This is a genomic window from Oceanobacillus jeddahensis (assembly GCF_000750635.1).
GTDB lineage: Bacteria > Bacillota > Bacilli > Bacillales > Amphibacillaceae > Oceanobacillus > Oceanobacillus jeddahense.
Map to the genome: position 1 here is coordinate 1604371 of NZ_CCDM010000001.1, position 22713 is coordinate 1627083.

A 22713-nucleotide genomic window follows, 5' to 3' on the forward strand; every position below is an offset into this window, starting at 1 on the left:
GACTTTTTATATAAGTTTCTGTATATTGCCTTAAGCACGAACTGTGACAAGCAGACAAGTCATTTCGTTTTTCAAAAGTTAATATAAATAAAGCAGCAGGAAAATCAAGTGAAATTTACTAATTATTTACTTGGTTTTTCTGCTATTTTTATGTCTTCTCTCCCAATTGTGGCAATTTCATGGTAAATCTGAGACAGCTTTTCTATTATCGAAATAAATTTGAAACAAGAATGTAAGTTTACAAATGGGTTTTAAAAGGAATAATGTAGATAATAAGATGACCTATGTTTTAAAACTAAAATAAATTTTATTACGATGGAGGGTGTGTATCATGAAAGGAATTATTCTGGCTGGAGGAAGTGGAACACGTCTGTCTCCGAGTACGGATAGTATGAACAAGCACCTGCTGCCCGTTTATGATAAGCCGATGATTTATTACCCGTTATCTGTCTTGATGCTCGGCGGTATTAAAGAAGTAATGATTATTAGTACACCGGAAGATATCGCTCGTTTTGAGATGTTATTAGGAGATGGATCTGCATTAGGTATTCAAATTGCCTATCAAGAACAAACAGAACCAAAAGGAATCCCTGAAGCTTTTATTCTGGCTGAAGATTTCATTGGGAAAGACGATGTTACGTTGATTCTTGCGGATAATATCTTCTTTGGCCAAGGATTCACGACATTATTGCGGAACGCAATAAAAAATCATAAGCATGCAACTGTTTTTGGATATCGTGTCAAAGATGCAGAACGTTTTGGGGTGGTTGAATTTGATCATCATCAAAAAGCGATTTCCATAGAGGAAAAGCCGGAAGATCCGAAGTCAGATTTTGCCGTAACTGGATTGTATATTTATGATTCCAGAGCGGTTCAAATTGCCAAAAAGCTCAAACCTTCTGAACGTGGTGAGTTAGAAATTACAGATTTAAATAAAGAATATTTAAAATGGAATCAACTTCATGTTGAATTATTAGGCAGAGGTTTTGCATGGATGGATGCAGGAACACAAGAATCCTTATTTGATGCAGCTGAATTTATTAAAACAACTCAGCAGCGCCAAGGGTTCAAAATTGCTTGTCTGGAGGAAATTGCTTTCTATTTGGGATATATTTCTCGAGAAGTACTTCATGAAAAAGGAAAATCGATGGAGAAAACCGATTATGGTCAATATTTAATGGAAATTGCAAATCGGAAGCATAGCCAGCAATACTGGGACACCATCGATCATCATCCAATGTTAGGACTGGTCGAAAATGAGTAAGACGATCTTAATTACAGGCGGAGCTGGTTTTATCGGTTCCAACTTTATCCATTATTATCAGCAGAAGTATCCCGAAAAGCAGTTGGTTAATATCGATAAACTAACCTATGCCGGCTCCTTAACTAACTTAACAGAAGCTGAGGATAACGGGAATTATCACTTTATCCAGGGTGATATTGCGGATATGAAAACAGTAGCAGCGATTTTCAAAGAATATGATATTGAAGGAGTTATTCATTTTGCCGCAGAATCCCATGTAGACCGTTCTATTCATGATGCGAGCCCATTCATTGACACGAATGTTGTTGGTACGCTAAATCTTTTGCAGGCGGCGAGAGCAGATTGGGAGGAAAAAGGGGAACTTGGTGAGCGCAGATTTCACCATATATCAACGGATGAAATCTATGGCTCATTAGGTGAATCTGGAAAATTTACAGAGGATACGCCCTATGATCCAAGAAATCCATACAGCGCATCGAAAGCTGGTGCGAACTTTTTAGTAAAAAGCTTTGGTCATACGTATGGAATGAATGTGATTATTTCCTCCTGCTCGAATAATTATGGTCCAAGACAGCATGACGAGAAGCTTCTGCCCACCATTATCCGGCAGGCTTTGGCAAATGAGCCGATACCTATTTACGGGGATGGAAAGAACATCCGTGATTGGCTATTTGTCGAGGACCACTGCAGGGCAATTGATATGATTTATCACCAGGGTAAAACGATGGAAACCTATAATGTTGGTGGAAATAATGAACAAGAAAATATCGCCATCACCCATGCTGTTTGTTATTTATTAGATGAGCAAAAACCAGATTTACTGAAAAAATATAATTTAGAGCATTTTTCTGATTTGATTACCTATGTGGCAGATCGGAAAGGGCATGATAAAAGGTATGCCATTGATGCAAGTAAAATTCAAAATGAACTAGGCTGGCGTCCGCAAGTTAATTTAGAGGATGGACTGAGAAAAACTGTGGAATGGTATGTATCAAAATGGAAAACAAACGTACTGATTTGATTTCAGTTGTCATCCCGGTCTATGGCTGTGAACGCTGCCTTGTTGAGCTCGCGGATCGCATTATTCAAACTATCCAGTCCATTCCAGCAGATTATGAAATTATTATGGTAAATGATGCGAGCCCGGATCATGCCTGGGAAACAATTCTTAAACTTCATCAAAAAGATAAAAAAATAAAAGGAATTAATTTATCCCGTAATTTTGGGCAACACCATGCTATCACAGCGGGACTTGATTTTACATCTGGGGATTGGGTGGTTGTAATGGATTGTGACCTACAGGATCGTCCGGAAGAAATCACTTCGCTATATGAACGAGCTCAGGACGGGTATGATGTTGTTTTTGCACAACGTATGCAAAGACGCGATCGGAATTTAAAAAAGCTATCGTCTAAAGCTTTTTATAAAGTCTATGATTATTTTACTGGGAAAAAGACGGACGCATCGATTGCTAATTATAGCATTTCTCGAAAAAAAGTAGTAGAAAGTTTTCGGACACTGCGTGAGCAAAATCGTTATTTTCCTTTCTTCATTCAATGGATGGGATATCAACAAACAAAAATAGAGGTGCAGCATGATTCGAGAAAAGAAGGGAAGTCATCTTACCAATTAAAAAAATTATTTGCTCTAGCAACAGATGCAATTGTTTCCCAGTCGAATAAACCACTTCGTCTTTCAATTGGTGTAGGCTTTTTGATGGCGTTTGCTTCGTTTATCTATGCGTTATATTTATTTTCCCGCTACTTCTTTTTGGATGAGACTGTTCAAGGCTGGACCAGTGTGATGGTATCGATCTTCTTTATTGGCGGTTTACTATTCTTCCAGCTTGGAATCATTGGTCTCTATCTTGGGAAAATTTTCAACGAAGCGAAGAACCGTCCAATTTATTTAATTAAAGATATAAAAGGGGAAGTTCCAAAAAAGGAATCCATGGAAAAAGAAACTTCTACTAAGAATGTCTACAATCTGTGGTAGTTAGAGAGAGGAAGAAGAAAATGAATGAATATTTAAAACCGACACCTTGGGATAGTCGAAATTTTCCATTACCAACTTTTCAATTAACCGAGTATAGTGAAGCGGCATTGCAGGCGGCAACAGATGTTGAGGGCCATTTTAGTGTTAAAGTAGACCCGCTGGACGATAAGGCGTTACTGCAAAAATACGGGTTTTATTATGCTGATACATTAATGGAGCCTTACTGTTACCGTGATAAATTTTTGGAAGAAGAAGCAGGGGATGTTTTCTTCCATGAAAATTATGATGCAGATGACATTTTAACGATTGCCGAAGAAGCATTTCAAGGAGGCAGATATCACCGTGATTTTCAAGTTCCAAATGAGATGGCTGATCTCCGCTATCGAAATTGGGTAAAAGACTTAATCGATCAGAAGCTGATTCTTGCTTATAAACAAGATGGAAGTGTGAAAGGTTTCTTTGCCTATCAGGAAGAAAATATTCTGCTTTTAGCGATGCATAAAGATATACGTGGGCAAGGGTTTGCTAGGCCTTTTGCAGCTGCTTGTGTCAAAGAGCAATTTGAGCGGACAGGTAAAGATCAATTGATTACATCGATTTCTCCCAGCAACCCAGCTTCATTAAATGTTTTTATTGGCCTGGGCTTCCGATTGCGGGCTGGGAAGGACATATATCATAAGGTGAATGGTTCCTTCTATTAAAAAACATACATCCATTGATCTAACTCACGAATTATCGTTATAGAAATACACATAGGAACGTCAGGGGGAGAGAGGTTTGGGCTATTTTTATATTGCTGGAACCATTTTGTTTACTGTTTATGGACAGTTAATTATTAAGTGGACAATGGATCGGCAGGGAGAGTTGCCAGATGGGCTTTTTGATAAATTTCTATTTTTATTTCAACTCGTCTGGAACCCTTGGATACTCTCCGGATTTCTTGCGGCTTTTTTAGCGGCATTGAGCTGGATGGCAGCGATGACTAAATTTGATATCAGCTATGCTTATCCATTTATGAGTCTTTCTTTTGTTCTCGTTTTTATTTTATCGGTTCTTTTATTTGGAGAACCAATAAGTACACAGAAAATCATCGGCTTTGCTTTTGTCGTGATAGGTATTCTGATAATGAGGTGATCCCATGATACCATTCAATGTACCATGTTATATAGGAAAAGAAGATACAGCAATACGTGATGCAATCGAAAAAAAGAAGTTATCAGGAAACGGTGCTTACGGAAAGAAATGTATTAACTGGTTGGAAGAAAAGATGCATGTCCAAAAAGCCATGCTCACCCCTTCCTGCACAGCAGCATTGGAAATGGCAGCATTACTGACAGAGGTAGAAGAAGGAGATGAAGTCATCATGCCTTCCTACACCTTTGTTTCGACAGCAAATGCGTTTGCCCTGCGAGGCGCGAAAATTGTTTTTGTAGATGTCGAACCAGGGACAATGAATGTCGATCCAGAACAAATTGCAGCAGCAATAACAGAAAAAACAAAAGTTATTGTTGTTGTTCATTATGCTGGTGTTTCCTGTGATATGGACAGCATTATGGAACTTGCTGAAAAACATCGTCTGTGGGTTGTGGAGGATGCAGCTCAGGGGTTAATGAGTTTTTACAAAGGTAAGGCCTTGGGAACAATCGGACATCTGGGGACACTCAGCTTCCATGAAACAAAAAATTATGTTTGCGGGGAAGGAGGGGCATTATATATTAATGATCCTTCTTTTATAGAGCGTGCAGAAATGATTCAAGAGAAAGGAACAGACCGTTCTCAATTTATTCGTGGGGAAGTGGATAAATACTCGTGGAGAGATATTGGTTCCTCCTATCTGCTCAGCGAACTGAATGCTGCTTATTTGTCTGTTCAGCTGGAACATGCTGAAGAAATTAATGAAAATCGTCTTGGAACATGGAAAATGTATCAGGAGGGATTGGCTAATCTTGCTGATGCAGGAGAGCTGGAGCTTCCTTTTATCCCAGAAGACAGAGCATTCAATGGACATATTTTCTTTATGAAAACAAGAAATTTAGACGTTCGGGGGCAGTTAATTCAATATTTAAAGCAACGTAACATTGTAACGGCAACACATTATGTTCCGCTGCATTCATCTGTCGCAGGAAAGCAATGCGGCGTCTTCTCAGGAGAAGACAGATACACAACGATAGAAAGTGAACGTTTAGTACGGTTACCACTTTACTATGGAATAAGTAAAGGGGATGTGGAATATGTCATTCAAAGCATTCAGCAATTTTATGCACAATAAATGGATATGGGTAGGCTGTCTGGTTTTACTTGCCTATCTGTCCCCTTATGTGATTTATGGTGAAGATGTACATATTAGAGTCCATGACAACATGGACTCTAATATTGTCTGGTATAAAGTGCTTGCTGAGAGCGGATCTATTTTTACATTAACAGATGAAGCTTTGCCGTATGCGATAGATGGGCTGCCGAGGAGTACTTTACCATCTGCTTTTGATGCAGCACTTTGGCTGTATGTGTTGTTTGAACCAATTACAGCGTATACTATCAGTCAAAGCCTTATGCGCTTTGCAGCGTTTTTTGGCATGTATTTATTATTAACGCGTTTTATTGTGAAAAAAGAAACAACTCCATGGATAACGGTTGGTGTTTCTTTAGCTTTTGCGATGCTGCCATATTGGCCGTCTGGTATCCTTTCCATCGCCGGAATACCACTGGCATTGTATGTCTTTTTAATGATCCGGAAATACCGGACAGAAGCACCGAAGCATGCGTGGATACTGCTGTTCCTGATTCCGTTTTTTGCGAATTTTGTCCTCAGTTTCGTGTTCTTTTTGGCAATCATCGGTTTGCTATGGCTGATTGACTGGATTCGTACAAAAAAATGGAATGGTGCGTTTTTTGCTGCCATTGCTATCATGGCAGGCATCTTTGTGATGAAGGATTACTTATTAATTACATCCATGTTTTTTGATGAGAGTTTTACTTCCCATCGAGAGGAGCTGGAGCTGAGCGGGAATACTTTTGAACGAAGCTATGAATTAGCATGGGAAAACTTTTTATATGGACATACCCATGATGAAGCGGTGCAGGCTTATATTATTATCCCGGTTATTTTATTAGCTGTTTTGCTTGCGCTATTTAAAAACAGGCAGCCGAAGTGGCTTTTCACCCTGTTCTTAGTTAATTTAGCCTTGTCCTTCTGGTACGCCTTCTGGTATTGGGAAGGCTGGCAGCCATTAAAAGAGAGCATCTCCGTTTTAAATACATTTAATTTTGCACGAATCCATTTTATGGATCCGCCGATTTGGTATATTGCTTTTGCGCTTGCTTTACTTATTTTTTGGCAATGGAAAAGGATTGGGAAAGTACTTGTTGCCGTACTGATTATTTGGCAAAGTATATTGTTGTTCGGACAGGCGGAAGAGTTTAAATACCGGGAAGTTAATACCCCGACATTTAAAGAGTTTTATTCAGAGGATCTGTTTACATCCATCCAAAATTATATTGGAGAGGACCCAAGTGATTACCGTGTAGTCAGTATTGGTTTACATCCGACCATCGCGCAATATAATGGCTTCTACACATTAGATACGTATAACAATAGCTTTCCATTGGATTATAAGCATGATTTCCGTGAAGTGATTGCTGGTGAGTTGGATAAGAGTCCAACATTAGAAAACTATTTTGATACATGGGGCGGAAGGTTATACATGTATATTGCTGAGCATGGTAAGGATTATATGTATACCAAAGACAAAAATGAACCAATTCAGGAGCTGGCTATTGATACGGAGGCTTTGAAAGAGCTGGGAGGAGATTACATCTTATCTGCTGTAGCGATTGAAAATGCGGAAGATATCGGATTATCGCTAGAGGAAACATTTGAAGACCAGGATTCCCCTTGGGAAATTCATTTATACTCTGTTTTGTAATTGGATTGTAATATTACATCTATAAGTATTCGTATGACAGGCTTTAAGGAGAAAGTTCCCTTGTAACGATACAAAAATGTAATATTTCTATAATCTCTTTGCAATCTATAGATGTTACACTTCATTAGGAATTTATATAGTGTTAAATTTATCCTATGATTCACAAAACTGCATAATAACAAAGGATGACTTATCCTTTTACAGAGAGAGCTATGTAGTAGTGATGCAGGAACAGGGGGAAAAGAATTGAAGAAATCATTTTTGCTAGCGATAGTAATGATAGTTGGTTTCATGAGTTCCAGTATTATACCAGTTCAAGCAGAAACTGCTGAAGATCTTGAAGAAATTCGTGGTCAGCGTTCAGATGTTAAAACAGAATTATCTGATTCTGAACAACAAATTGCTTCCGTATTAGAAGAGTTGGAACAGTTAAAAACAGAAATTGAAAGTGCGGAAATAGAACTAGAAGAAAAGCAACAGGCAATTGATGAGACAGATCAAGAGATCGATGCTTTATTAGAAGATATTTTTGTATTAGAAGATGAAATGGAAGAGCTTGAAGAAAAGATAGAGCAACGTTTTGAAATATTGCAAGACCGGATGGTATCTGTTCAGCATTCCGGCGGAGATGTAAATTATTTAGAGGTTCTTTTCGGAGCACAAAGCTTTGAAGATTTTATCACAAGGGCGAATGCTGTTAACAAGATTGCTGATTCGGATGCTGCATTAATTGAGCAGCAGGAAACAGATATTGCATCTTTAGAAGACAAGCAAGAAGAAGAAGTAGACAAAATGAATGATTTGAATGATTTAAAAGATGAGCAAAACGCTGCAAAAGAAAATGTTGAACTGGCTCTTGCAGATAATAATGCACAAAAAGATGAGCTGGAAACAAAGCAAGCTGATCTAGAAGCACTTGTGGATGAGCTGGAAATTACAGATTCACAACTAGCATCTTTAGAAGCTGATACGCAAGCGGCTATTGCTGCGGCTGAAGAAAAAGCAAAAGAAGAGGAAGCAGCTAAGCTTGCAGAAGCGGAAGAAAAAGCAGCTGAAGAAGCTAAAGAGGAAGAAGAAACCAAGGTTCATCAAGAAAAAGAAACAAGTGTAGCATCAAAAAGAATAACCAATGAACCTGAAGAAGAAAAAGTAGAAGAGGCTCCTGCTAAAACGGAAGAGTCTGAGCCTGAGAAAGAAGAACCAAAAGAAGAAGCTAAGGAAGAATCGAAAGAAGAACCGAAAGAAGAGACTTCCAAACCAAAAGAAGAGCCTGAAGAAAAAGAAGAAAGTTCAAGCAATGAAGAAAGCTCAGGTAAAACATTTACAGTTTCGGCCACAGCTTATACAGCTGATTGTAGTGGATGTACTGGTATTACAACGACTGGATATAATTTAAAGAACAACCCAGATGCAAAAGTAATTGCAGTTGACCCTAGTGTTATTCCGCTTGGTAGTGTTGTAGAGGTGGAAGGCTATGGTGTAGCTGTAGCACGTGATACTGGTGGGGCAATCAATGGTAATAAAATTGATGTATTCGTACCGGATCAATCCCAAGCACTTAGCTGGGGTAGAAAAGATGTAAAAGTTACGATACTAAGATAATGTAAATTTAACGCATGTGTTCTGAATATTATTTAGAACACATGCTTTTTGTTTGGGGTGATTTACGTAGCCGGGATTACTTTCTAATAGTGACTCTGCACATGCAAAAAAGTCTCAAAATAAACACATGTTCATTTTGAGACTTTATTCCATTTAATAAAAGACAATCAGTTGATCACAATGCTTTGAATAAAAGCAAAGTACCCCATGACGACAAAAAGCAGTGAGGCAAGCCAGGAAAGAGCCGGATGATTTTTAGTTTTAAAAATATATATACTGCCGACAAGACAAGCAAGTGCTAAGGCAATAAAGAAGAAAACAGATCCATCTAAAGCTAAACCAATTCCTGCGCCAGCCATTGTTCCATCATAAAACATATTTAGAATCGGAGCGTAGCCGCTATGTTCGATAAGACTTTCCATATGGAGCGGAGGTGATTGCTCATTCATGATGCCTGTCAGAAACAGGATACATAAAATAATAAAAAACTCTACACGTATCCAAGGTCTTGCCTGAAAGCTTGCATCAACCTGTAAACGCCGTTTCATCCAAATTCCATTAAAGATAGCATATATCAATAATGGAATGATAAATAATTGTTTTAAGAATAAACTTTGTCCATAAGAAACAAGTAAAGCTTCGTCATACTGTCTGAAATCAACAGTGAATTGTGCCAGTAAAATACCGCTTGCGACTACAATAACAAAACAGATAAGTGCAAAAGGGTGGTAGCTATTGACAAAACGCAGCCAATCCATCGACTTTGGGGCCAACCAGGATACCATCATCAGCGTTCCAATCCAGGCGCTTACTGCGAGCATATGCACCCCATGTGTGAATACACCAAGGAATCCTTCAAAAGAGCCTGCATGGCTGGCCCAGCCGACACCAAATGCCACAAAACCGGTAAAAATCATCCCGACCCATGCTGCCTGTTTACTGTTTGTATCTTTGATAGAAGCAATATAAACACTGAAAAGAATGCAAATAATAAATAGAAATAGCCATGCATTTCCAATTCGAAAAGATAATAATACATCTTCAAACGCAGAGCCCAGAGAAGAACGGCCAGCGATATGGCTGATTAGCTGGATGAGAGGGACAAATGCAAATAGAGCAATCCCCCAGACAGCAGCAAGCTGCAGATTGGAAGATACATTAACCTTGATATGGGAAGTGGCAGGAAGCAATCGAATCAGAAAGCTTCCTGCTAAAAATGCAAGAGAAAGATATAAGAACGTTTCTGTAAGAATCGTTACATAAAACATACATTATTTCTTCCTTTTTAGTAGTACAATAGCGATGACAGCGACAATAGCAATAACTAGAACAGCGATTAGCAATGTATTGGAATTCGTATCATCTGCTGCTTCTTCCTGTACATTGTTTTCTGAGGCTGCTTCATTTTCATCTGCCTGCTCCTCAGATCCATCTTCTGCATTCTCTGTATCTTCAGCAGCATCTGTGTTTTCTTCTTCCTCAACTGCTGTTTCTTCGATATCCACTTCAAATGAAATAGAATCTTCCATTGGATGACCATCTACGCCGATAATATCCCAGCTGATCGTGTATGTTCCATTTTCTAACGGCTCTGTTACATCCGCTGAAAATTCATCGTCATTAACTGTAAGGTTATCAAGGGCAACCTCTGTACCATCCTCTGCATGTAACTCCATCACAGCACTTTCCTCAATCACCGTTTCAAAATAAAGTGTAATGCTGTCCAACGGTTCTGTTACCGTGGAACCTTCCTCCGGATCAGACGTATCAAGATGTGTATGTGCAAAAGCAGGACTTGCACTAAAAGCGAAGAGTAAGATAACAAAAGCCAGTGCTCCTGTGAATTTCTTCATCGTTTTTTCCTCCTTAACCTAATGAATTCAGAATAATTTCTCCAGTCTATAGCTTACATGAGAACAAGATTTGCAACAAGTATAATCAAAGTGAAAAAATTACATTTTGATGAACTATGAACAATTAATGACAATGCTGCTCAGCTAAAGGTTTGTACGCAAGATTGCAAAGAAAGCGGAAAATCTTTTCAAGGCTTTCTTTAACGAATACTAAGTTTTCTGATAAACTATAATAAACAACTCAACTTATGCACCTAAGAATAAGCATATAAATCTTGCTATTTCAGGATTATCATGTTCTCTACCACACTTGCTTTTGGTTAAATATCCGGCCATTCTGGAATTAGTGATTGTGCATAGCTCCGCTCCGGCCAACCACTCCGTTCCCGCCGCAGCGGTGCTTTACACTTCACCTTCTATCCTTTGTCAAGGGAGTTATCAAAGGAACCATCAACTCCTGTTTCTATGGAAATGAAGTTTCTTTTTTTAGGTGCATAAGTTGAGTAAACAAATTGATCTTTATTTCAAAACCTGGAGGAGGTAATATGATGAGTAGTTTTCCCGATATAGAAGAAACGAAAACATTAATTAAAGATTTAGTGAAAATAGCAAGTCCAAGCGGTTATACAAAAGATGCGATTCAATTTATTGAAAACAGATTAGCAGAGAGTAATGTACCAACAAAACGTAATCGTAAAGGCGGTTTGATTGCAACCCTGCCAGGAAAAGATACTTCTAAACACCGCTTTCTTACAGCGCATATAGACACATTAGGAGCCATAGTCAAAGAAATCAAAGCAGATGGACGTTTGAAAATACAAGTTATTGGCGGTTTCCCGTTAAATTTTGTGGAAGGGGAATATTGTACGATCCACACAGTAGGTGGAGAAAAATATACAGGTACGATTCTGATGCATCAAACAGCTGTTCATGTGTATCGGAAAGCTGGAGAGCTGAAAAGGGATACAGAAAATATGGAAGTTCGGATCGACGAAGTGATAAAGAGTGAGGAAGATACCCGTAAATTGGGCATTGAAGTAGGTGATTTTATTTCCTTTGACCCCCGGGTAGAAACAACAGAATCCGGCTTTATTAAGTCCCGTCATTTGGATGATAAAGCAAGTGCAGCGATCTTGATCAACGTGATTAAAAAGCTTACTGCAGACCAGACAGAACTGCCATATACCACGCATTTTCTCTTTTCTAATAATGAAGAGATCGGCTATGGCGGCAACTCGAATATCCCGCCGGAAACGGTAGAATACTTAGCAGTTGATATGGGAGCAATCGGTGATGGGCAAAGAACCGATGAATATACTGTATCGATTTGTGTGAAGGATGCTTCTGGTCCATATCATTACGGGCTCCGTAATCACCTTACAGAAATTGCGAAAGCGAACGGTATTGAATACCAATTAGATATTTATCCTTATTATCAATCGGATGCGTCTGCGGCTATCCGGGCTGGATATGATGTAGTTCATGGGCTGATTGGTCCGGGAATTGATGCATCCCATGCGTTTGAACGTACACATGAATTATCTCTGAAACATACGGAGAATTTGGTTTATCATTATGCGCAGTCGGAAATGGCAGAGGAGTAGTGGAGTGGAAAATAAGACTGGGTAACTTACCTGGTCTTATTTTTTGTGTGAAAATCAATTTCTCCAACTAGAATAACCCTTTTCAAAATAAAAATTAAAACATGTGAACCCCTTCGTTTACAAGGGTTTTCAGCTCTATGTCAGTTAATTAGTTGAAATAATAAGTTGACTTTTCTATGTTCATGTTATAGGGTTAGTTACATAAGTAATCAACCAATTAAGGAATGAGGCTAATGAAAAAAGAATTAGACGAAAACAAACCGATTTTCCTGCAGATAAAAGAACAAATTGAGGATTCGATTATCGATGGCTCATTGAATGGCGGCGAACGTGCACCTTCCACCAATGAATTTGCGAAATTTTATCAGATTAATCCGGCTACTGCCGGCAAAGGGATCAATGAGCTTGTCTCAGAAGGTATTTTGATTAAAAAACGGGGTGTGGGCATGTTTGTTACAGAGAAAGCAAAAGGGATTGTGATCGAAAAAAGAAAGCAGACGTTTTATGAGAATTATTTACTTCCAATGAAAAGGGAAGCGGAGAAATTGGAAATGGATATACAGGAACTCATTAATATGCTTAATCGAGAGGATGAGGAACATGGAAATTAAAGTAAATCAATTAAGTAAAACCTATGGAGAAAGTTATGCTTTGAACCAGGTTTCCCTTACGCTAGAGGGGAATAAAATCTATGGCTTATTAGGTAGAAATGGAGCAGGTAAGACGACATTCATGGATATTTTAAGCGGGCAAATCTTAGCATCTGCAGGCAATATCACCATTGATGGAGAGGATCCTTTTGATAACCAACGATTAACAGAATCCATTTGCTTGATTAAAGAAGCAAATAATTTCAACCCAGAGCTGAAGATAAAACAAATATTGAAGATTTATGCTTACTTTTACCCCAACTGGGATCAGAAAATGGCAGAAGAGTTATTAGAAGCTTTTAATTTAAAGCAATCAGCAAAAATAAAGACGTTATCGAAAGGGATGGAGTCTGCATTAGGAATTACAGCAGGATTAGCGAGTAGAGCACCAATCACTGTATTTGATGAACCTTATATCGGTATGGACGCTCCTTCCCGTAAAAAGTTCTATGACATATTATTGGATGACTATCAGGAAAATCCGCGGACAATTATCTTTTCCACACACTTGATTGATGAGGTAAGTTTAATGTTTGAAGAGGTTATTATTTTAAGAGAAGGTTCTGTTATTTTACAGGAAAGTGCTGAAGATCTAAGGGCAAAAACGGTCGCTGTTTCCGGGCCAAAAGATCAGGTGGATGCTTATCTAGCCGATAAAGAAATAATTCAGCGCAATGACTTAGCTGGCACTTCCATGGCATATGTTTTTGGCAGCAAGAAAGAAGCCAAAGCAGCAGGTCTTGAAGCAGAAGGTGTGCCGGTTCAAGAATTAATGATTCATTTAACAGAGAAGAAGAAAGGGGCATAATCCATGAACAATCAAATAAAAGGCATGTTTTACGCGTATTCAACGGAAGTAATTCGGACAGCCAAAATCTTTTTGTCAATTTTTACAGGAATGATTATCATATCAGCTATTATCTGCTATTTATTACTTGGAGTTGATGAGTTTAAAATGTATTTCGCCATCCCTTTTGGGACCTATTTTAATGTTGGCGTTGTAGGGGTTCTCTTAGTGAAGAACAGTGTCCCATTTGGTTTGAAAATGGGGGCTACCCGTAAGAATATGTATCTCATGCATCTATATTTTATAGTAGCTTATTCTTTTATCATGGCTTTTTTAGGAAGCACCTTACAACAGGTAACAGAATGGTTATTCCAGGCAGTTGGGGTTACAAACTATATTTATGTTCATCCGGCAATGCTTTTAACAGATAACTGGGCGATGCGGATTGTTGTAGATACATTTGTGATGATCTTTATTATGGCGTTATTATATTTAATCGGATTAATTTTTTATCGTACGGGCTTGATAGGTGCAGGGAGTTTATTAGGAGTTCTGCTGGTTGTTGTTCTGTATGGTGTTTTTGAAGGATGGCTGATTCAAGCTGCGGTCGATCTGTTCTCCAATGTTACACTAATGACCTTTGTGACGATATTTTTAATTGGTTTGATGTTTTACTTGATTAGTTTTCCGTTTATGCGGAAAATCACCATTGTGAATAGGCGTTAAGGAAGCAGGAAACTGTCTTTTGCTAAATACAAAAGGCAGTTTTTAATGTTATGAAGCATAAAGCAAGAATGAAGCAGTGTTGATTAATATGTTAGAAAAATTTTAAAAACTGAATTTAAGAAATAAGACGCTTTCCTGTTTATAAAATACGGATGCTTTTATATTATAATAGGAACAACTATAGTTGAATGGAGTGGTAACATGCGTTGGGAGGAAGTACAAGAACGTTTTCCAAATGAATGGGTTGTGTTAGAAGTAATAAAAGCGCACTCCGATAATGAATATAGATGTATTAATGATGTCGGAATTATTGATAGATTTGAAAACGCTGTGAGTGCAATGAATCGATATGAAGAATTAAGAAAAGATCAACCTCATCGTGAATATTGCTTTTTCCACACTTCTCGCAAAAATTTGATGGCGCGTGAAAGGTACGAAGGTTTTCAGAGTTTCAGGTTGAAAAAACAAAGGATGCTGTATAATCAATAGCTGATTATACAGCATCCTTTTTAAAAGTACTCTATTATAAATTGTTAATGTGTAGAATCAACTAACAGGTAAACAGTTATTGTTTTAGTTTAGGGTTTTCGGATTTTGCCTCATTAACGCGAGGTTTCCGATAGCCGCCAGCAATATCTGCCTGCTTAAACTCTTTAGAGTAATGGACTTCCTTTGCGTCAGAAATGTCTCTCTTTTTTGCTGGCTGATATTGTATATTTCTCATGAATAATCATCCTTTCTGTTAATGTCTGTTCTACTATGTGTTTTCCCGGTGTAAGTAAATTAAAACATCCCTATTAGGATGAAATTTTCTTTTCCTATTATTATCTTTTAATCAACTTTCGTACATTAACAAGTAACTTCATTTTCATAGAAACAGGAATTGATCGTTCCTTTGCTAACTCCCTTGACGAAGAATAAAAGGTGAAGTGTAAAGCACCGCTGCGGCGGAGTGGTTGGCCGGAGCGGGAGCTATACACTATCATAAGTTCAAAAAAAGCTGATTTAATCAAAAGCAAGCACAATAATGAAGAACACGATAATCCTAGAATGGTAAGATATATGCTTATTCTTAGATTTGAAAGTTAAGTCTTTTAAAATACGTTTTGCTTTCTCTTAACTGGTAAAAATTAATTGTTTGTGTTAAAATTTGATTAATCGATCAAAAAATATTGGATTATAAAATATATCCAGAGGAGAATATAAAATATGCAAAATGAAACTGTACTTGGCTTATCAAAACTGGATAAAGCGATTATTATTATAGGCGGTCCGCTTCTTGGAGCGGTTATTGGCTGGTTTATTCAAATTATCTCGAGCTGGCTGGTCAAGATCCCTTTTGTACCGTTTGGTCCGTTCTTTGAATGGATTGTATCCTGGAATAGTTCCTGGGTATCGATTATTGGAGTAATTGTCGGTTTGATTGCTGGAATTCTTTTTGTGTTCTATGCGTTTAGTGAATCATTAAAAATGACGGTTGCGGATCAAGAAGTTACAATGAAGAGGTATGATCAGGAAGTTATTTTGCAAAAAAGGGATATTTCAGCCATTTATATGGACAGAAAAGAAATTGTTGTTTTAGGTCAAAAAGGAGAGGAATTGTATCGTTCGCAAACAGATGTAAAGCAGCCGAAAATAGAAGCAGCTTTTTTGGAACACCGGTTTCCATGGAAAGACCAAGATCCTTATCAAGCCGATTATCAGCGCTGGGTTCCAGAGCATTCTGATTTTCCTGCTTCTGTTAACAGCCTGCTTTTAGCAAGAGAAAAGGCGCTAAAAGAAGATGATGAAAAAGAAGCAGCGATACTGCGGAATGATTTAGCAGCCGAGGGAGCTGTTATCCGCGATGAGGACAAACGCCAGTATGTGCGGGTGATAAGAGGGTGATACGAAGTGACGAAGGAAAAAACATTTATTTCAGAAGCACGGAGAGAACAGATTTTAAAAGCAACCATTGATGTGTTGAATAATATTGGCTATGTAAAATTAAGTCTTGCTAAAATAGCAAAACAAGCGAAAATCAGTACAGGATTGATTTCCTATCATTTTGTAGATAAAGAAGAGCTGGTCCAGCATACATTAAACTACTTAATTGGTGCCCAACTTGAATTTATTGAGGAACGGGTCAAAGCTGAATCAGATATTTATCAGCAGCTGCTGGCTTATATAAAAGCAACTCTCACATACCAAAATGAATACGTTGAAAATAATGTCGCGCTGATTGAAATTATCTTTAATGCCCGGACAGAGGATAATATCCCTTATTATAAATTAAATGAAGAGGAAGAAGACCCGCTTTATCTGCGGTTAGAAACCATTTTGTCAGAAGGGCAGGAAAAAAATATATTTTCAGCTGATTTTGATCCCAAAGCAACCGCTATACTGATAAATGGTGCAGCAAGTGAAGGCATGCTGCTGCAAAGTAAAAGCTTTGATACAGCGAATTATCAACAGGAATTAATAAAAATGGTAACAAAAATCGTCAAATAAAGAGTAAAGCGATAAAAGAAGCGTCTTCTTCGCCATTAGGAAAGACGCTTCTTTTATCGCGGAAAATCGCTCGTAAAGCTCCCGTTCTCAAATAAAGAAAGAGATTAAATTTATTACGGGTGCTAGCCCCCTGAATTACTCTTCTCAGATAACATACAGATAAATACATAGGAAGTGACCGAGACTTCCCAGCAGGATGAAAATGTGGAAAATTTCATGGTAACCAAAATAACGGGAACGCAGAAATTCTGGTTTCAGCCAGTAAATCACTGCCCCTATGGTATAAAGTATTCCACCGGCGATTAAGAAAAACATTCCTCCAACGCCAATAATTGGTGCAAGTGCTCCACTATAAAAAACAGCTATCCATCCCATTAATACATAGAGTAAGGTGGAAAGCCACCTTGGGGAATGAAACCAGATTAATTTAAACAGAATTCCTAGAAACGCGAGCCCGGTAACACCCCAAAATAGTATCCAGCCGGTTGTCCCCTGCAGCGAAATCAGACATAGCGGGATGTATGTACCAGCAATCAATACATAAATCATGGCATGATCCAGTCTTCTGAAAAAAGCAATGGTTTTAGGACCAGCGATGACAGAATGGTAAACCGTAGAAGCGGTATATAATAGAATTAAACTGACACCAAATGCAGCCACTGCGCCAACATCTAAAGGCGTCCCCACCCGGGCTGCTTTGACAACGAGTAGTATTAACCCGGCAATAGATAACACAATCCCAATAAAATGAGTAAAAGCATTCATTGGTTCCCGGATAAATTTATTCAAAAAAACATCTCCAATCCGTTACATAGTTTTAAATACTATGTAATAACTATATACCTATTTCATCAAGTAGTCAATGTTTGAAATTTAACTAATTACGTCTATAATGAAAAGTAGATAAGCTGAACGATTAACCGTTAAATTACTTGCTTTGCTTACTACCTTTATATTATGAAAGAGAGGTCATTTCGTGGATATACAAAAGCAATTAGAAGGACTTCATTTAGAGAATCAGCTGAAATCTGAAGAAATACCCGATTTAGATTTATATATGGATCAGGTGATCCAGCTTTTTGAAAGTAAATTTGCTTCATCTAAGCGATATGAAGAGGATAAAGTTTTAACGAAAACAATGATTAATAATTATGCAAAGGCTAAGTTATTTTTCCCTATAAATAATAAAAAATATTCGAAAGAGCATTTGCTGCTGATCAGCATGATTTATCAAATGAAAAGTGTTTTATCCATTAAAGATATCGGGAAAACATTTGGAGAAATTAATCAAAGAATGCAGGATGATGATTTTGACCTGGAAAATTTTTATACCAATTATGTTCAATTAATGGATAAAAATGTGACTGGTTTTGAAGAGCATATGAAGAAGCAGGAAGAAATATTTGAGACGGAATTGGATAAAGATATCGTAAATGATGACTATCTAAAGCAAGTATTACTCATTACGAGTTTGACAGGAATGAGTAATTTTTACCGCCGGGCAGCAGAAAACCTGGTGGATCAATTAGAACAGGAAGGAGTGCAGGAAGAATGAAATTAAGTATCTTAGACCAATCGCCATTATTTGCAGATGCGGATGCAAAGCAGGCACTGGAAGCCAGTGTTGATCTGGCAATTCAGGCCGACCAATCAGGTTTTGAACGTTACTGGGTTGCGGAACACCATGATATGCAAGGATTAGCCAGTCCGGCCCCGGATATTTTGCTGGGGATTATCGGCAGCAGAACAGAAAACATTCGCATTGGTTCAGGGGCTGTACTGCTCCCAAATTATCGTCCCTTTAATATCGCTGAGCGCTACCGGATGCTGGCTTCCTTATATCCGGACCGGGTGGATTTAGGAATTGGAAGAGCTCCGGGAGGCTCAGCAGAAGCTTCGATTGCCCTGGCAGGCAATTTTTTGGAGAAGGTAAAAGAAATGCCGGATTATATTGATGAATTGCTTCACTTCCTCCAAGACGATTTTTCGCCCGAGCATCTTTATTCACGCGTGACTGCTACCCCGGTACCGTCCGTTCAGCCTGTGCCTTGGCTGTTAGGAACAAGCCAGCGAAGTGCTCAGCTTGCCGTGACGAAAAAACTGCCTTATGTTTTTGGCCATTTTATGGGTGCTGATAACGGACCGGAAATTGTAGCCGGCTATCAAAGACAAGTTGAGAATCCATTCACGATTGTTGCTGTATCTGTTCTTTGCGCTGACACAGAAAAGGAAGCTTTGGAAATGGCAGAAGAAGCAAAACGCAAAAAGAAAGAGCTGGATCCATCGCCACAAGCAGATGAGGAGGAACAGGCGAAATTTTCCGATAAACAGATTATCGGTGATAAAGCATTTGTTCAAGAAAAACTTACTGAACTGCAAGAGGCGTATCAATGTGATGAAATCATGGTGCTTACAATGGCACCGACATATGAAGCCAGAAAATACTCTTATCGCCAGCTTGCATCTATTATGAATCAAAACCAATAAAAACAGTCCCTTAAAATCTTAACACTTGTTTTCAAAATGAAATAAAAATCATAGGCTGCTGCATGATAGAATATATCTTAATAAAGAGGACAAGTGTAATTGGAGGATATTATGGGAGAATGGGTTACTGCCGTGATGGAGCAATTTGGTTATTTGGGAATTTTTCTGATGATGACGCTGGAGAATTTATTTCCACCGATACCGTCTGAAATTATCCTGCCTTTTGGCGGTTTTATGACAACCTACAGCGCTTTAACTTATACAGGCGTATTAACTGCAGCCACATTAGGAGCGCTTATTGGAGCAATGCTTTTATATTGTATAGGAATGATCGTGGACGTCAGCAGACTGGAGAAAATTGTTGACAAATATGGACATATTTTGCATTTGAAAAAAACAGATATTTATAGGGCAGATGAATGGTTTGAGAAATATGGGTATTGGACTGTATTTTTTTGTCGGATGGTTCCGTTATTAAGGAGCTTGATCTCTATACCAGCAGGGATGGCAAGAATGAATTTCGGTATATTTATGTTATTAACAGCCGCTGGTTCTATTATTTGGAATAGTATTTTAATTGGTATTGGAACAGTTTTAGGAGAGAATTGGCATCGTGTTGCAGCATTTATGGATGTTTATTCAAATGTAGTCTATACTTTCATCCTGCTAGCAATCATACTGTTTCTCATTTGGTATATGAAAAGACGAAAAAAAGGGAAACTGTAGGAACTAAAGGATTGTTCCTACAGTTTTTTGGGTTAAGAAAAACATAAAATGGTTACTGATATTTTAATAGGAGTAACAAGCGTTATTCCTAATGCTTATAGATGGAAAAAGAACCACAGTATCAAGATCTGAACGCTTTTAGTCAATGGAGAATAATTTTTTGTTGACAAAAGAACGTACGTTTGGTTAACTGTATTTAGACCTTCATCAAAGTAAGTCCTCTACTAATAAACGTAAGGATGTGTTTCCATGGTTTATCCTCGAAAAGCAATACTTTTTCCCCCTCAAATTGGTGAAAATGGAGAAGTATATAAAGATTCTATTCCTAAAAAAGAATTCTATCAGCTTATGGATTTAAAGATTGATTATGCCTTTAGGAAATTATTCGGTGATCAACAATATAAAAAGGTTACAATCGCTTTTTTAAATGCTTTGTTTATTCAGTCCAAAAGAGCTCCAATTAAGAATCTTACATTTCAAAATTGGAGAAATATAGAATCTGAAGAATCACATTTAAATTTACTTGTTGAAACAGAAGATAAAAAAACAATTTGTGTAGAAATACTTTTTCCAAGTCAAAATGCTCCTGAAAAGCAATCCCTTTATTTTTGGCCTAAAATATATCGACGGCAGTTTGAAGGAAACTCAGATTTTAAACAATACGATACAGTTGTTACGATTAATATTTTGAATTTTGAGTTATTCCATGAAAGTGATGAATTTCATCATATATTTAGGTTAGCAGGCCAGGAGGAACCAACACCATTTACTAAAATACAAGAATACCAATTTGTTGAAATTCCAAAATTTATCCATCATTGGAATGAAGGATGGTTAAACCTGGATGAGGATGCTTTACCTATATGGTTATTACTATTAGCAGCTGTTGATAGCAATAGGAATTATTTTTACCCAAATATGTATAGAGAATTGGAGAAAATAGCAATAACGGATAAGAACGTAGAGATGGCTATGAAAGCATGGAGAGATATTAGTCATATAGAAGCAAATAAATTAGCGTATCAGCATAGGCAAAAACAAATCATAGAACAACAATTTTTAAAAGAGGTAGAAATAATAGAAACAAAAAGAAAGATAACACAAGAAAAAACTAAGTTGATTGAACAGAAGTATAATCAGATCAAAAAACAATATGAACAGCAAAAACTAGCTCTGACAGAAGAAAAAGAGAAAAGGTTAGAAGCAGAAGAAAATGCAGTGCTGGCCAATCGTGAAGCAGCAAAAATAATCATTCGTTATGGAAAGGTAGTGGCACGTAATTTATTTGAGCAAGGAATGGAAAGGCCGGCTGTAAAAAATATAACTGGATTATCAGATAAGGAATTAGCTGAACTACAAGATGAATTGGAAGAAGAATAGATTCTTATAATGTTTAAAGTATATACATTATCTAATTAAAAAAGAAACAAAGAATTTTTAAATAAATATCTTTGTTTCTTTTTATATAAATATTATTTTTTTAATGAATAATGTTTTTCTATAATTTCGACGATGGAAGTCAGTTCATAAATGGCGACTAATTCGATTGGTAATTTTTCTGTGTCATTCATTTGAGCTCCTTTTAAAGTTTCTTGAAATACTTGATGGAGTTGCGTTCGTCTAGCTTCCCATTCCTTTTCCTCAAAGACAACTTTATCTGCTAATACGTTGGCAAAATAACATACTGCTTCAAACACAGATTTTTGCTTCTCTACGCTCCATTCAAATTTCGTTGTAGGCTGTTCTGAAATGTTAGTTACATGATACTGAATCATACGCAAATGATGTATCTGCTTTCTTAAATGCTCTAACTCTTCATCGCGTTTCTCCAAAATATGATGGTATTTCAAATCCTTCTTTTGATAAAGTGATAGTAATACAACGCTTTCAAGCTCCTTATATATATTTCCAACTTTTTCATTCAAATTTAAATCTAATGGTGTTTTTGTGAAAATTAATTCATAATAACATCGCTTCATATGATTACTTAATTGCTTACGGATAGATATGATTTGTTTATGAATGGAACGTTGGTAATTTGGTGGAAAAACAAACATATTTACCAGCGTAGAAACAGATAATCCAATAGTTGTTGTTGCTAAACGGATAAGAAAGCTTAAGAAATAGCTGTTATCTACTACTTCAATCATAGCAATAGCTGTTAAGGTTGCAACTAATAATCCAGCATGAAGGTTTAATCGAAAACAAGTAAAAATGGTTAGTACTGCAGCTAACATATACGTAAATGGTGAGTTACCAAATAGAGCTAAAAATATAACTGCATAGGCTGCTCCAATAGCAGATGCTGGAAAACGGACAAGTCCTTTTTTGATAGAATCTGTTACTGTCGGCTCGATCGTAACAATAGCAGTAATCACTGCAAAAGTCGGCGGGAAATCTAACCATTTGCAAATAAGAGCTGTGAAAAATACAGCAATACCCGTTTTTATGACTCTATTACCAATAATAGCCTGAACCTTCATGTGAATCCCTACTTTTCACGTTAAATAATCTATCAACGGATCTTTATAAAGAGGTAGCCGTTTTGAGCCTTGAACGTTAAATGTTTGGGAACCTCTTGAATAGTTGATCTATGAAAAAGTATT

General features: G+C 37.4%; 24 protein-coding genes. 19 read left to right on the forward strand and 5 right to left on the reverse strand.

The genetic code is table 11. The features are described 5' to 3' along the window. The first annotated feature begins 331 nt into the window (after positions 1-331). From rfbA to BN986_RS07070, 8 genes are all read left to right on the forward strand, one after another. Positions 332-1264 (forward strand): glucose-1-phosphate thymidylyltransferase RfbA, encoded by a 933-nt coding sequence (gene rfbA, locus BN986_RS07035; RefSeq protein ID WP_040978944.1) that lies wholly within the window; start codon positions 332-334, stop codon positions 1262-1264. Further along, the gene (gene rfbB / locus BN986_RS07040) at positions 1257-2285 is read left to right on the forward strand and encodes a dTDP-glucose 4,6-dehydratase (protein ID WP_040978945.1); all 1029 of its coding nucleotides are present in this window, start codon (positions 1257-1259) and stop codon (positions 2283-2285) included. The genes rfbA and rfbB overlap by 8 nt, the downstream gene beginning before the upstream one ends. Then, entirely contained in the window at positions 2261-3259 is a 999-nt protein-coding gene (locus tag BN986_RS07045) for a glycosyltransferase family 2 protein (RefSeq protein ID WP_052400674.1), read from the forward strand. The genes rfbB and BN986_RS07045 overlap by 25 nt, the downstream gene beginning before the upstream one ends. Positions 3260-3279: 20 nt before the next feature. Next, entirely contained in the window at positions 3280-3960 is a 681-nt protein-coding gene (locus BN986_RS07050) for a GNAT family N-acetyltransferase (protein WP_040978946.1), read from the forward strand. Positions 3961-4036: 76 nt separating this feature from the next. After that, on the forward strand, positions 4037-4393 hold the full coding sequence (locus BN986_RS07055; RefSeq protein ID WP_040978947.1) for an EamA family transporter: 357 nt from the start codon (positions 4037-4039) through the stop codon (positions 4391-4393). A gap of 4 nt (positions 4394-4397) precedes the next feature. Beyond that, complete coding sequence (gene rffA, locus BN986_RS07060) at positions 4398-5528, forward strand: dTDP-4-amino-4,6-dideoxygalactose transaminase (RefSeq protein WP_040978948.1); 1131 nt, start codon at positions 4398-4400, stop codon at positions 5526-5528. Next, positions 5491-7182, forward strand: coding sequence for a DUF6044 family protein (locus tag BN986_RS07065; RefSeq protein WP_052400675.1), 1692 nt, complete (start codon positions 5491-5493; stop codon positions 7180-7182). Before rffA ends, BN986_RS07065 begins: the two co-directional genes overlap by 38 nt. Positions 7183-7428: 246 nt before the next feature. Then, positions 7429-8784 carry a PcsB-like coiled-coil domain-containing protein gene (locus BN986_RS07070; RefSeq protein ID WP_040978949.1) on the forward strand — a complete coding sequence of 452 codons (1356 nt, stop codon included), beginning with the start codon at positions 7429-7431 and terminating at the stop codon, positions 8782-8784. Positions 8785-8951: 167 nt separating this feature from the next. On the opposite strand, the gene BN986_RS07075 is transcribed toward BN986_RS07070, so the two are convergent. Next, complete coding sequence (locus BN986_RS07075) at positions 8952-10052, reverse strand: copper resistance D family protein (RefSeq protein ID WP_040978950.1); 1101 nt, start codon at positions 10050-10052, stop codon at positions 8952-8954. Positions 10053-10055: 3 nt separating this feature from the next. Next, positions 10056-10637, reverse strand: coding sequence for a copper resistance CopC family protein (locus BN986_RS07080; protein ID WP_040978951.1), 582 nt, complete (start codon positions 10635-10637; stop codon positions 10056-10058). A gap of 548 nt (positions 10638-11185) precedes the next feature. Between BN986_RS07080 and BN986_RS07085 the strand changes: the two genes are divergently transcribed. From BN986_RS07085 to BN986_RS07105, 5 genes are all read left to right on the forward strand, one after another. Beyond that, positions 11186-12241, forward strand: coding sequence for a M42 family metallopeptidase (locus BN986_RS07085; RefSeq protein WP_040978952.1), 1056 nt, complete (start codon positions 11186-11188; stop codon positions 12239-12241). Between the two features lie 233 nt (positions 12242-12474). Then, positions 12475-12852: a GntR family transcriptional regulator gene (locus BN986_RS07090; protein ID WP_040978953.1), complete on the forward strand. Its 378-nt coding sequence runs from the start codon at positions 12475-12477 to the stop codon at positions 12850-12852. Further along, a complete protein-coding gene (locus BN986_RS07095; protein ID WP_040978954.1) occupies positions 12842-13699 on the forward strand; it encodes an ABC transporter ATP-binding protein in 858 nt (285 codons plus the stop codon). Before BN986_RS07090 ends, BN986_RS07095 begins: the two co-directional genes overlap by 11 nt. Before the next feature lie 3 nt (positions 13700-13702). Beyond that, positions 13703-14404, forward strand: a complete 702-nt coding sequence (locus BN986_RS07100; protein WP_040978955.1) for a hypothetical protein — start codon at positions 13703-13705, stop codon at positions 14402-14404. A 246-nt stretch (positions 14405-14650) separates the two neighbouring features. Continuing rightward, positions 14651-14893, forward strand: coding sequence for a hypothetical protein (locus BN986_RS07105; protein WP_244444954.1), 243 nt, complete (start codon positions 14651-14653; stop codon positions 14891-14893). A gap of 76 nt (positions 14894-14969) precedes the next feature. Here BN986_RS07105 and BN986_RS26925 read toward each other — a convergent pair whose 3' ends face one another. Further along, positions 14970-15128: a YfhE family protein gene (locus BN986_RS26925; RefSeq protein ID WP_148417075.1), complete on the reverse strand. Its 159-nt coding sequence runs from the start codon at positions 15126-15128 to the stop codon at positions 14970-14972. A 485-nt stretch (positions 15129-15613) separates the two neighbouring features. On the opposite strand from BN986_RS26925, the gene BN986_RS07110 reads away from it, so the two are divergent. Then, on the forward strand, positions 15614-16291 hold the full coding sequence (locus BN986_RS07110) for a YqeB family protein (protein ID WP_040978957.1): 678 nt from the start codon (positions 15614-15616) through the stop codon (positions 16289-16291). Positions 16292-16297: 6 nt separating this feature from the next. Next, a complete protein-coding gene (locus tag BN986_RS07115) occupies positions 16298-16894 on the forward strand; it encodes a TetR/AcrR family transcriptional regulator (RefSeq protein ID WP_040978958.1) in 597 nt (198 codons plus the stop codon). 144 nt (positions 16895-17038) lie between these two features. Here the strand turns inward: BN986_RS07115 and trhA are convergent, their stop codons facing one another. Further along, positions 17039-17683: a PAQR family membrane homeostasis protein TrhA gene (gene trhA / locus BN986_RS07120; protein WP_040978959.1), complete on the reverse strand. Its 645-nt coding sequence runs from the start codon at positions 17681-17683 to the stop codon at positions 17039-17041. Positions 17684-17870: 187 nt separating this feature from the next. On the opposite strand from trhA, the gene BN986_RS07125 reads away from it, so the two are divergent. The 4 genes from BN986_RS07125 (at position 17871) to BN986_RS07140 (ending at position 21487) form a co-directional block, all read left to right on the forward strand. Continuing rightward, a complete protein-coding gene (locus BN986_RS07125; protein WP_040978960.1) occupies positions 17871-18449 on the forward strand; it encodes a DUF1836 domain-containing protein in 579 nt (192 codons plus the stop codon). Then, the gene (locus BN986_RS07130) at positions 18446-19381 is read left to right on the forward strand and encodes an MsnO8 family LLM class oxidoreductase (RefSeq protein WP_040978961.1); all 936 of its coding nucleotides are present in this window, start codon (positions 18446-18448) and stop codon (positions 19379-19381) included. Before BN986_RS07125 ends, BN986_RS07130 begins: the two co-directional genes overlap by 4 nt. A gap of 111 nt (positions 19382-19492) precedes the next feature. Further along, positions 19493-20107 (forward strand): DedA family protein, encoded by a 615-nt coding sequence (locus BN986_RS07135; protein WP_040978962.1) that lies wholly within the window; start codon positions 19493-19495, stop codon positions 20105-20107. Between the two features lie 348 nt (positions 20108-20455). Further along, positions 20456-21487 (forward strand): Rpn family recombination-promoting nuclease/putative transposase, encoded by a 1032-nt coding sequence (locus BN986_RS07140; protein ID WP_187378526.1) that lies wholly within the window; start codon positions 20456-20458, stop codon positions 21485-21487. 92 nt (positions 21488-21579) lie between these two features. Here the strand turns inward: BN986_RS07140 and BN986_RS07145 are convergent, their stop codons facing one another. Then, positions 21580-22590, reverse strand: a complete 1011-nt coding sequence (locus BN986_RS07145; protein ID WP_040978964.1) for an aromatic acid exporter family protein — start codon at positions 22588-22590, stop codon at positions 21580-21582. Positions 22591-22713 lie beyond the last annotated feature (123 nt).

Bases quoted from the DNA above. Each gene is read 5' to 3' on its own strand.
- BN986_RS26925 (WP_148417075.1), bottom strand. From the start codon at position 15,128: ATGAGAAATATACAATATCAGCCAGCAAAAAAGAGAGACATTTCTGAC.
- BN986_RS07075 (WP_040978950.1), bottom strand. From the start codon at position 10,052: ATGTTTTATGTAACGATTCTTACAGAAACGTTCTTATATCTTTCTCTT.
- rfbB (WP_040978945.1), top strand. From the start codon at position 1,257: ATGAGTAAGACGATCTTAATTACAGGCGGAGCTGGTTTTATCGGTTCC.
- BN986_RS07080 (WP_040978951.1), bottom strand. From the start codon at position 10,637: ATGAAGAAATTCACAGGAGCACTGGCTTTTGTTATCTTACTCTTCGCT.
- BN986_RS07135 (WP_040978962.1), top strand. From the start codon at position 19,493: ATGGGAGAATGGGTTACTGCCGTGATGGAGCAATTTGGTTATTTGGGA.
- BN986_RS07090 (WP_040978953.1), top strand. From the start codon at position 12,475: ATGAAAAAAGAATTAGACGAAAACAAACCGATTTTCCTGCAGATAAAA.
- BN986_RS07065 (WP_052400675.1), top strand. From the start codon at position 5,491: ATGTCATTCAAAGCATTCAGCAATTTTATGCACAATAAATGGATATGG.
- BN986_RS07110 (WP_040978957.1), top strand. From the start codon at position 15,614: ATGCAAAATGAAACTGTACTTGGCTTATCAAAACTGGATAAAGCGATT.
- BN986_RS07100 (WP_040978955.1), top strand. From the start codon at position 13,703: ATGAACAATCAAATAAAAGGCATGTTTTACGCGTATTCAACGGAAGTA.
- rffA (WP_040978948.1), top strand. From the start codon at position 4,398: ATGATACCATTCAATGTACCATGTTATATAGGAAAAGAAGATACAGCA.
- BN986_RS07045 (WP_052400674.1), top strand. From the start codon at position 2,261: ATGGAAAACAAACGTACTGATTTGATTTCAGTTGTCATCCCGGTCTAT.
- BN986_RS07095 (WP_040978954.1), top strand. From the start codon at position 12,842: ATGGAAATTAAAGTAAATCAATTAAGTAAAACCTATGGAGAAAGTTAT.
- BN986_RS07050 (WP_040978946.1), top strand. From the start codon at position 3,280: ATGAATGAATATTTAAAACCGACACCTTGGGATAGTCGAAATTTTCCA.
- BN986_RS07085 (WP_040978952.1), top strand. From the start codon at position 11,186: ATGAGTAGTTTTCCCGATATAGAAGAAACGAAAACATTAATTAAAGAT.
- BN986_RS07145 (WP_040978964.1), bottom strand. From the start codon at position 22,590: ATGAAGGTTCAGGCTATTATTGGTAATAGAGTCATAAAAACGGGTATT.
- BN986_RS07140 (WP_187378526.1), top strand. From the start codon at position 20,456: ATGGATTTAAAGATTGATTATGCCTTTAGGAAATTATTCGGTGATCAA.
- rfbA (WP_040978944.1), top strand. From the start codon at position 332: ATGAAAGGAATTATTCTGGCTGGAGGAAGTGGAACACGTCTGTCTCCG.
- BN986_RS07130 (WP_040978961.1), top strand. From the start codon at position 18,446: ATGAAATTAAGTATCTTAGACCAATCGCCATTATTTGCAGATGCGGAT.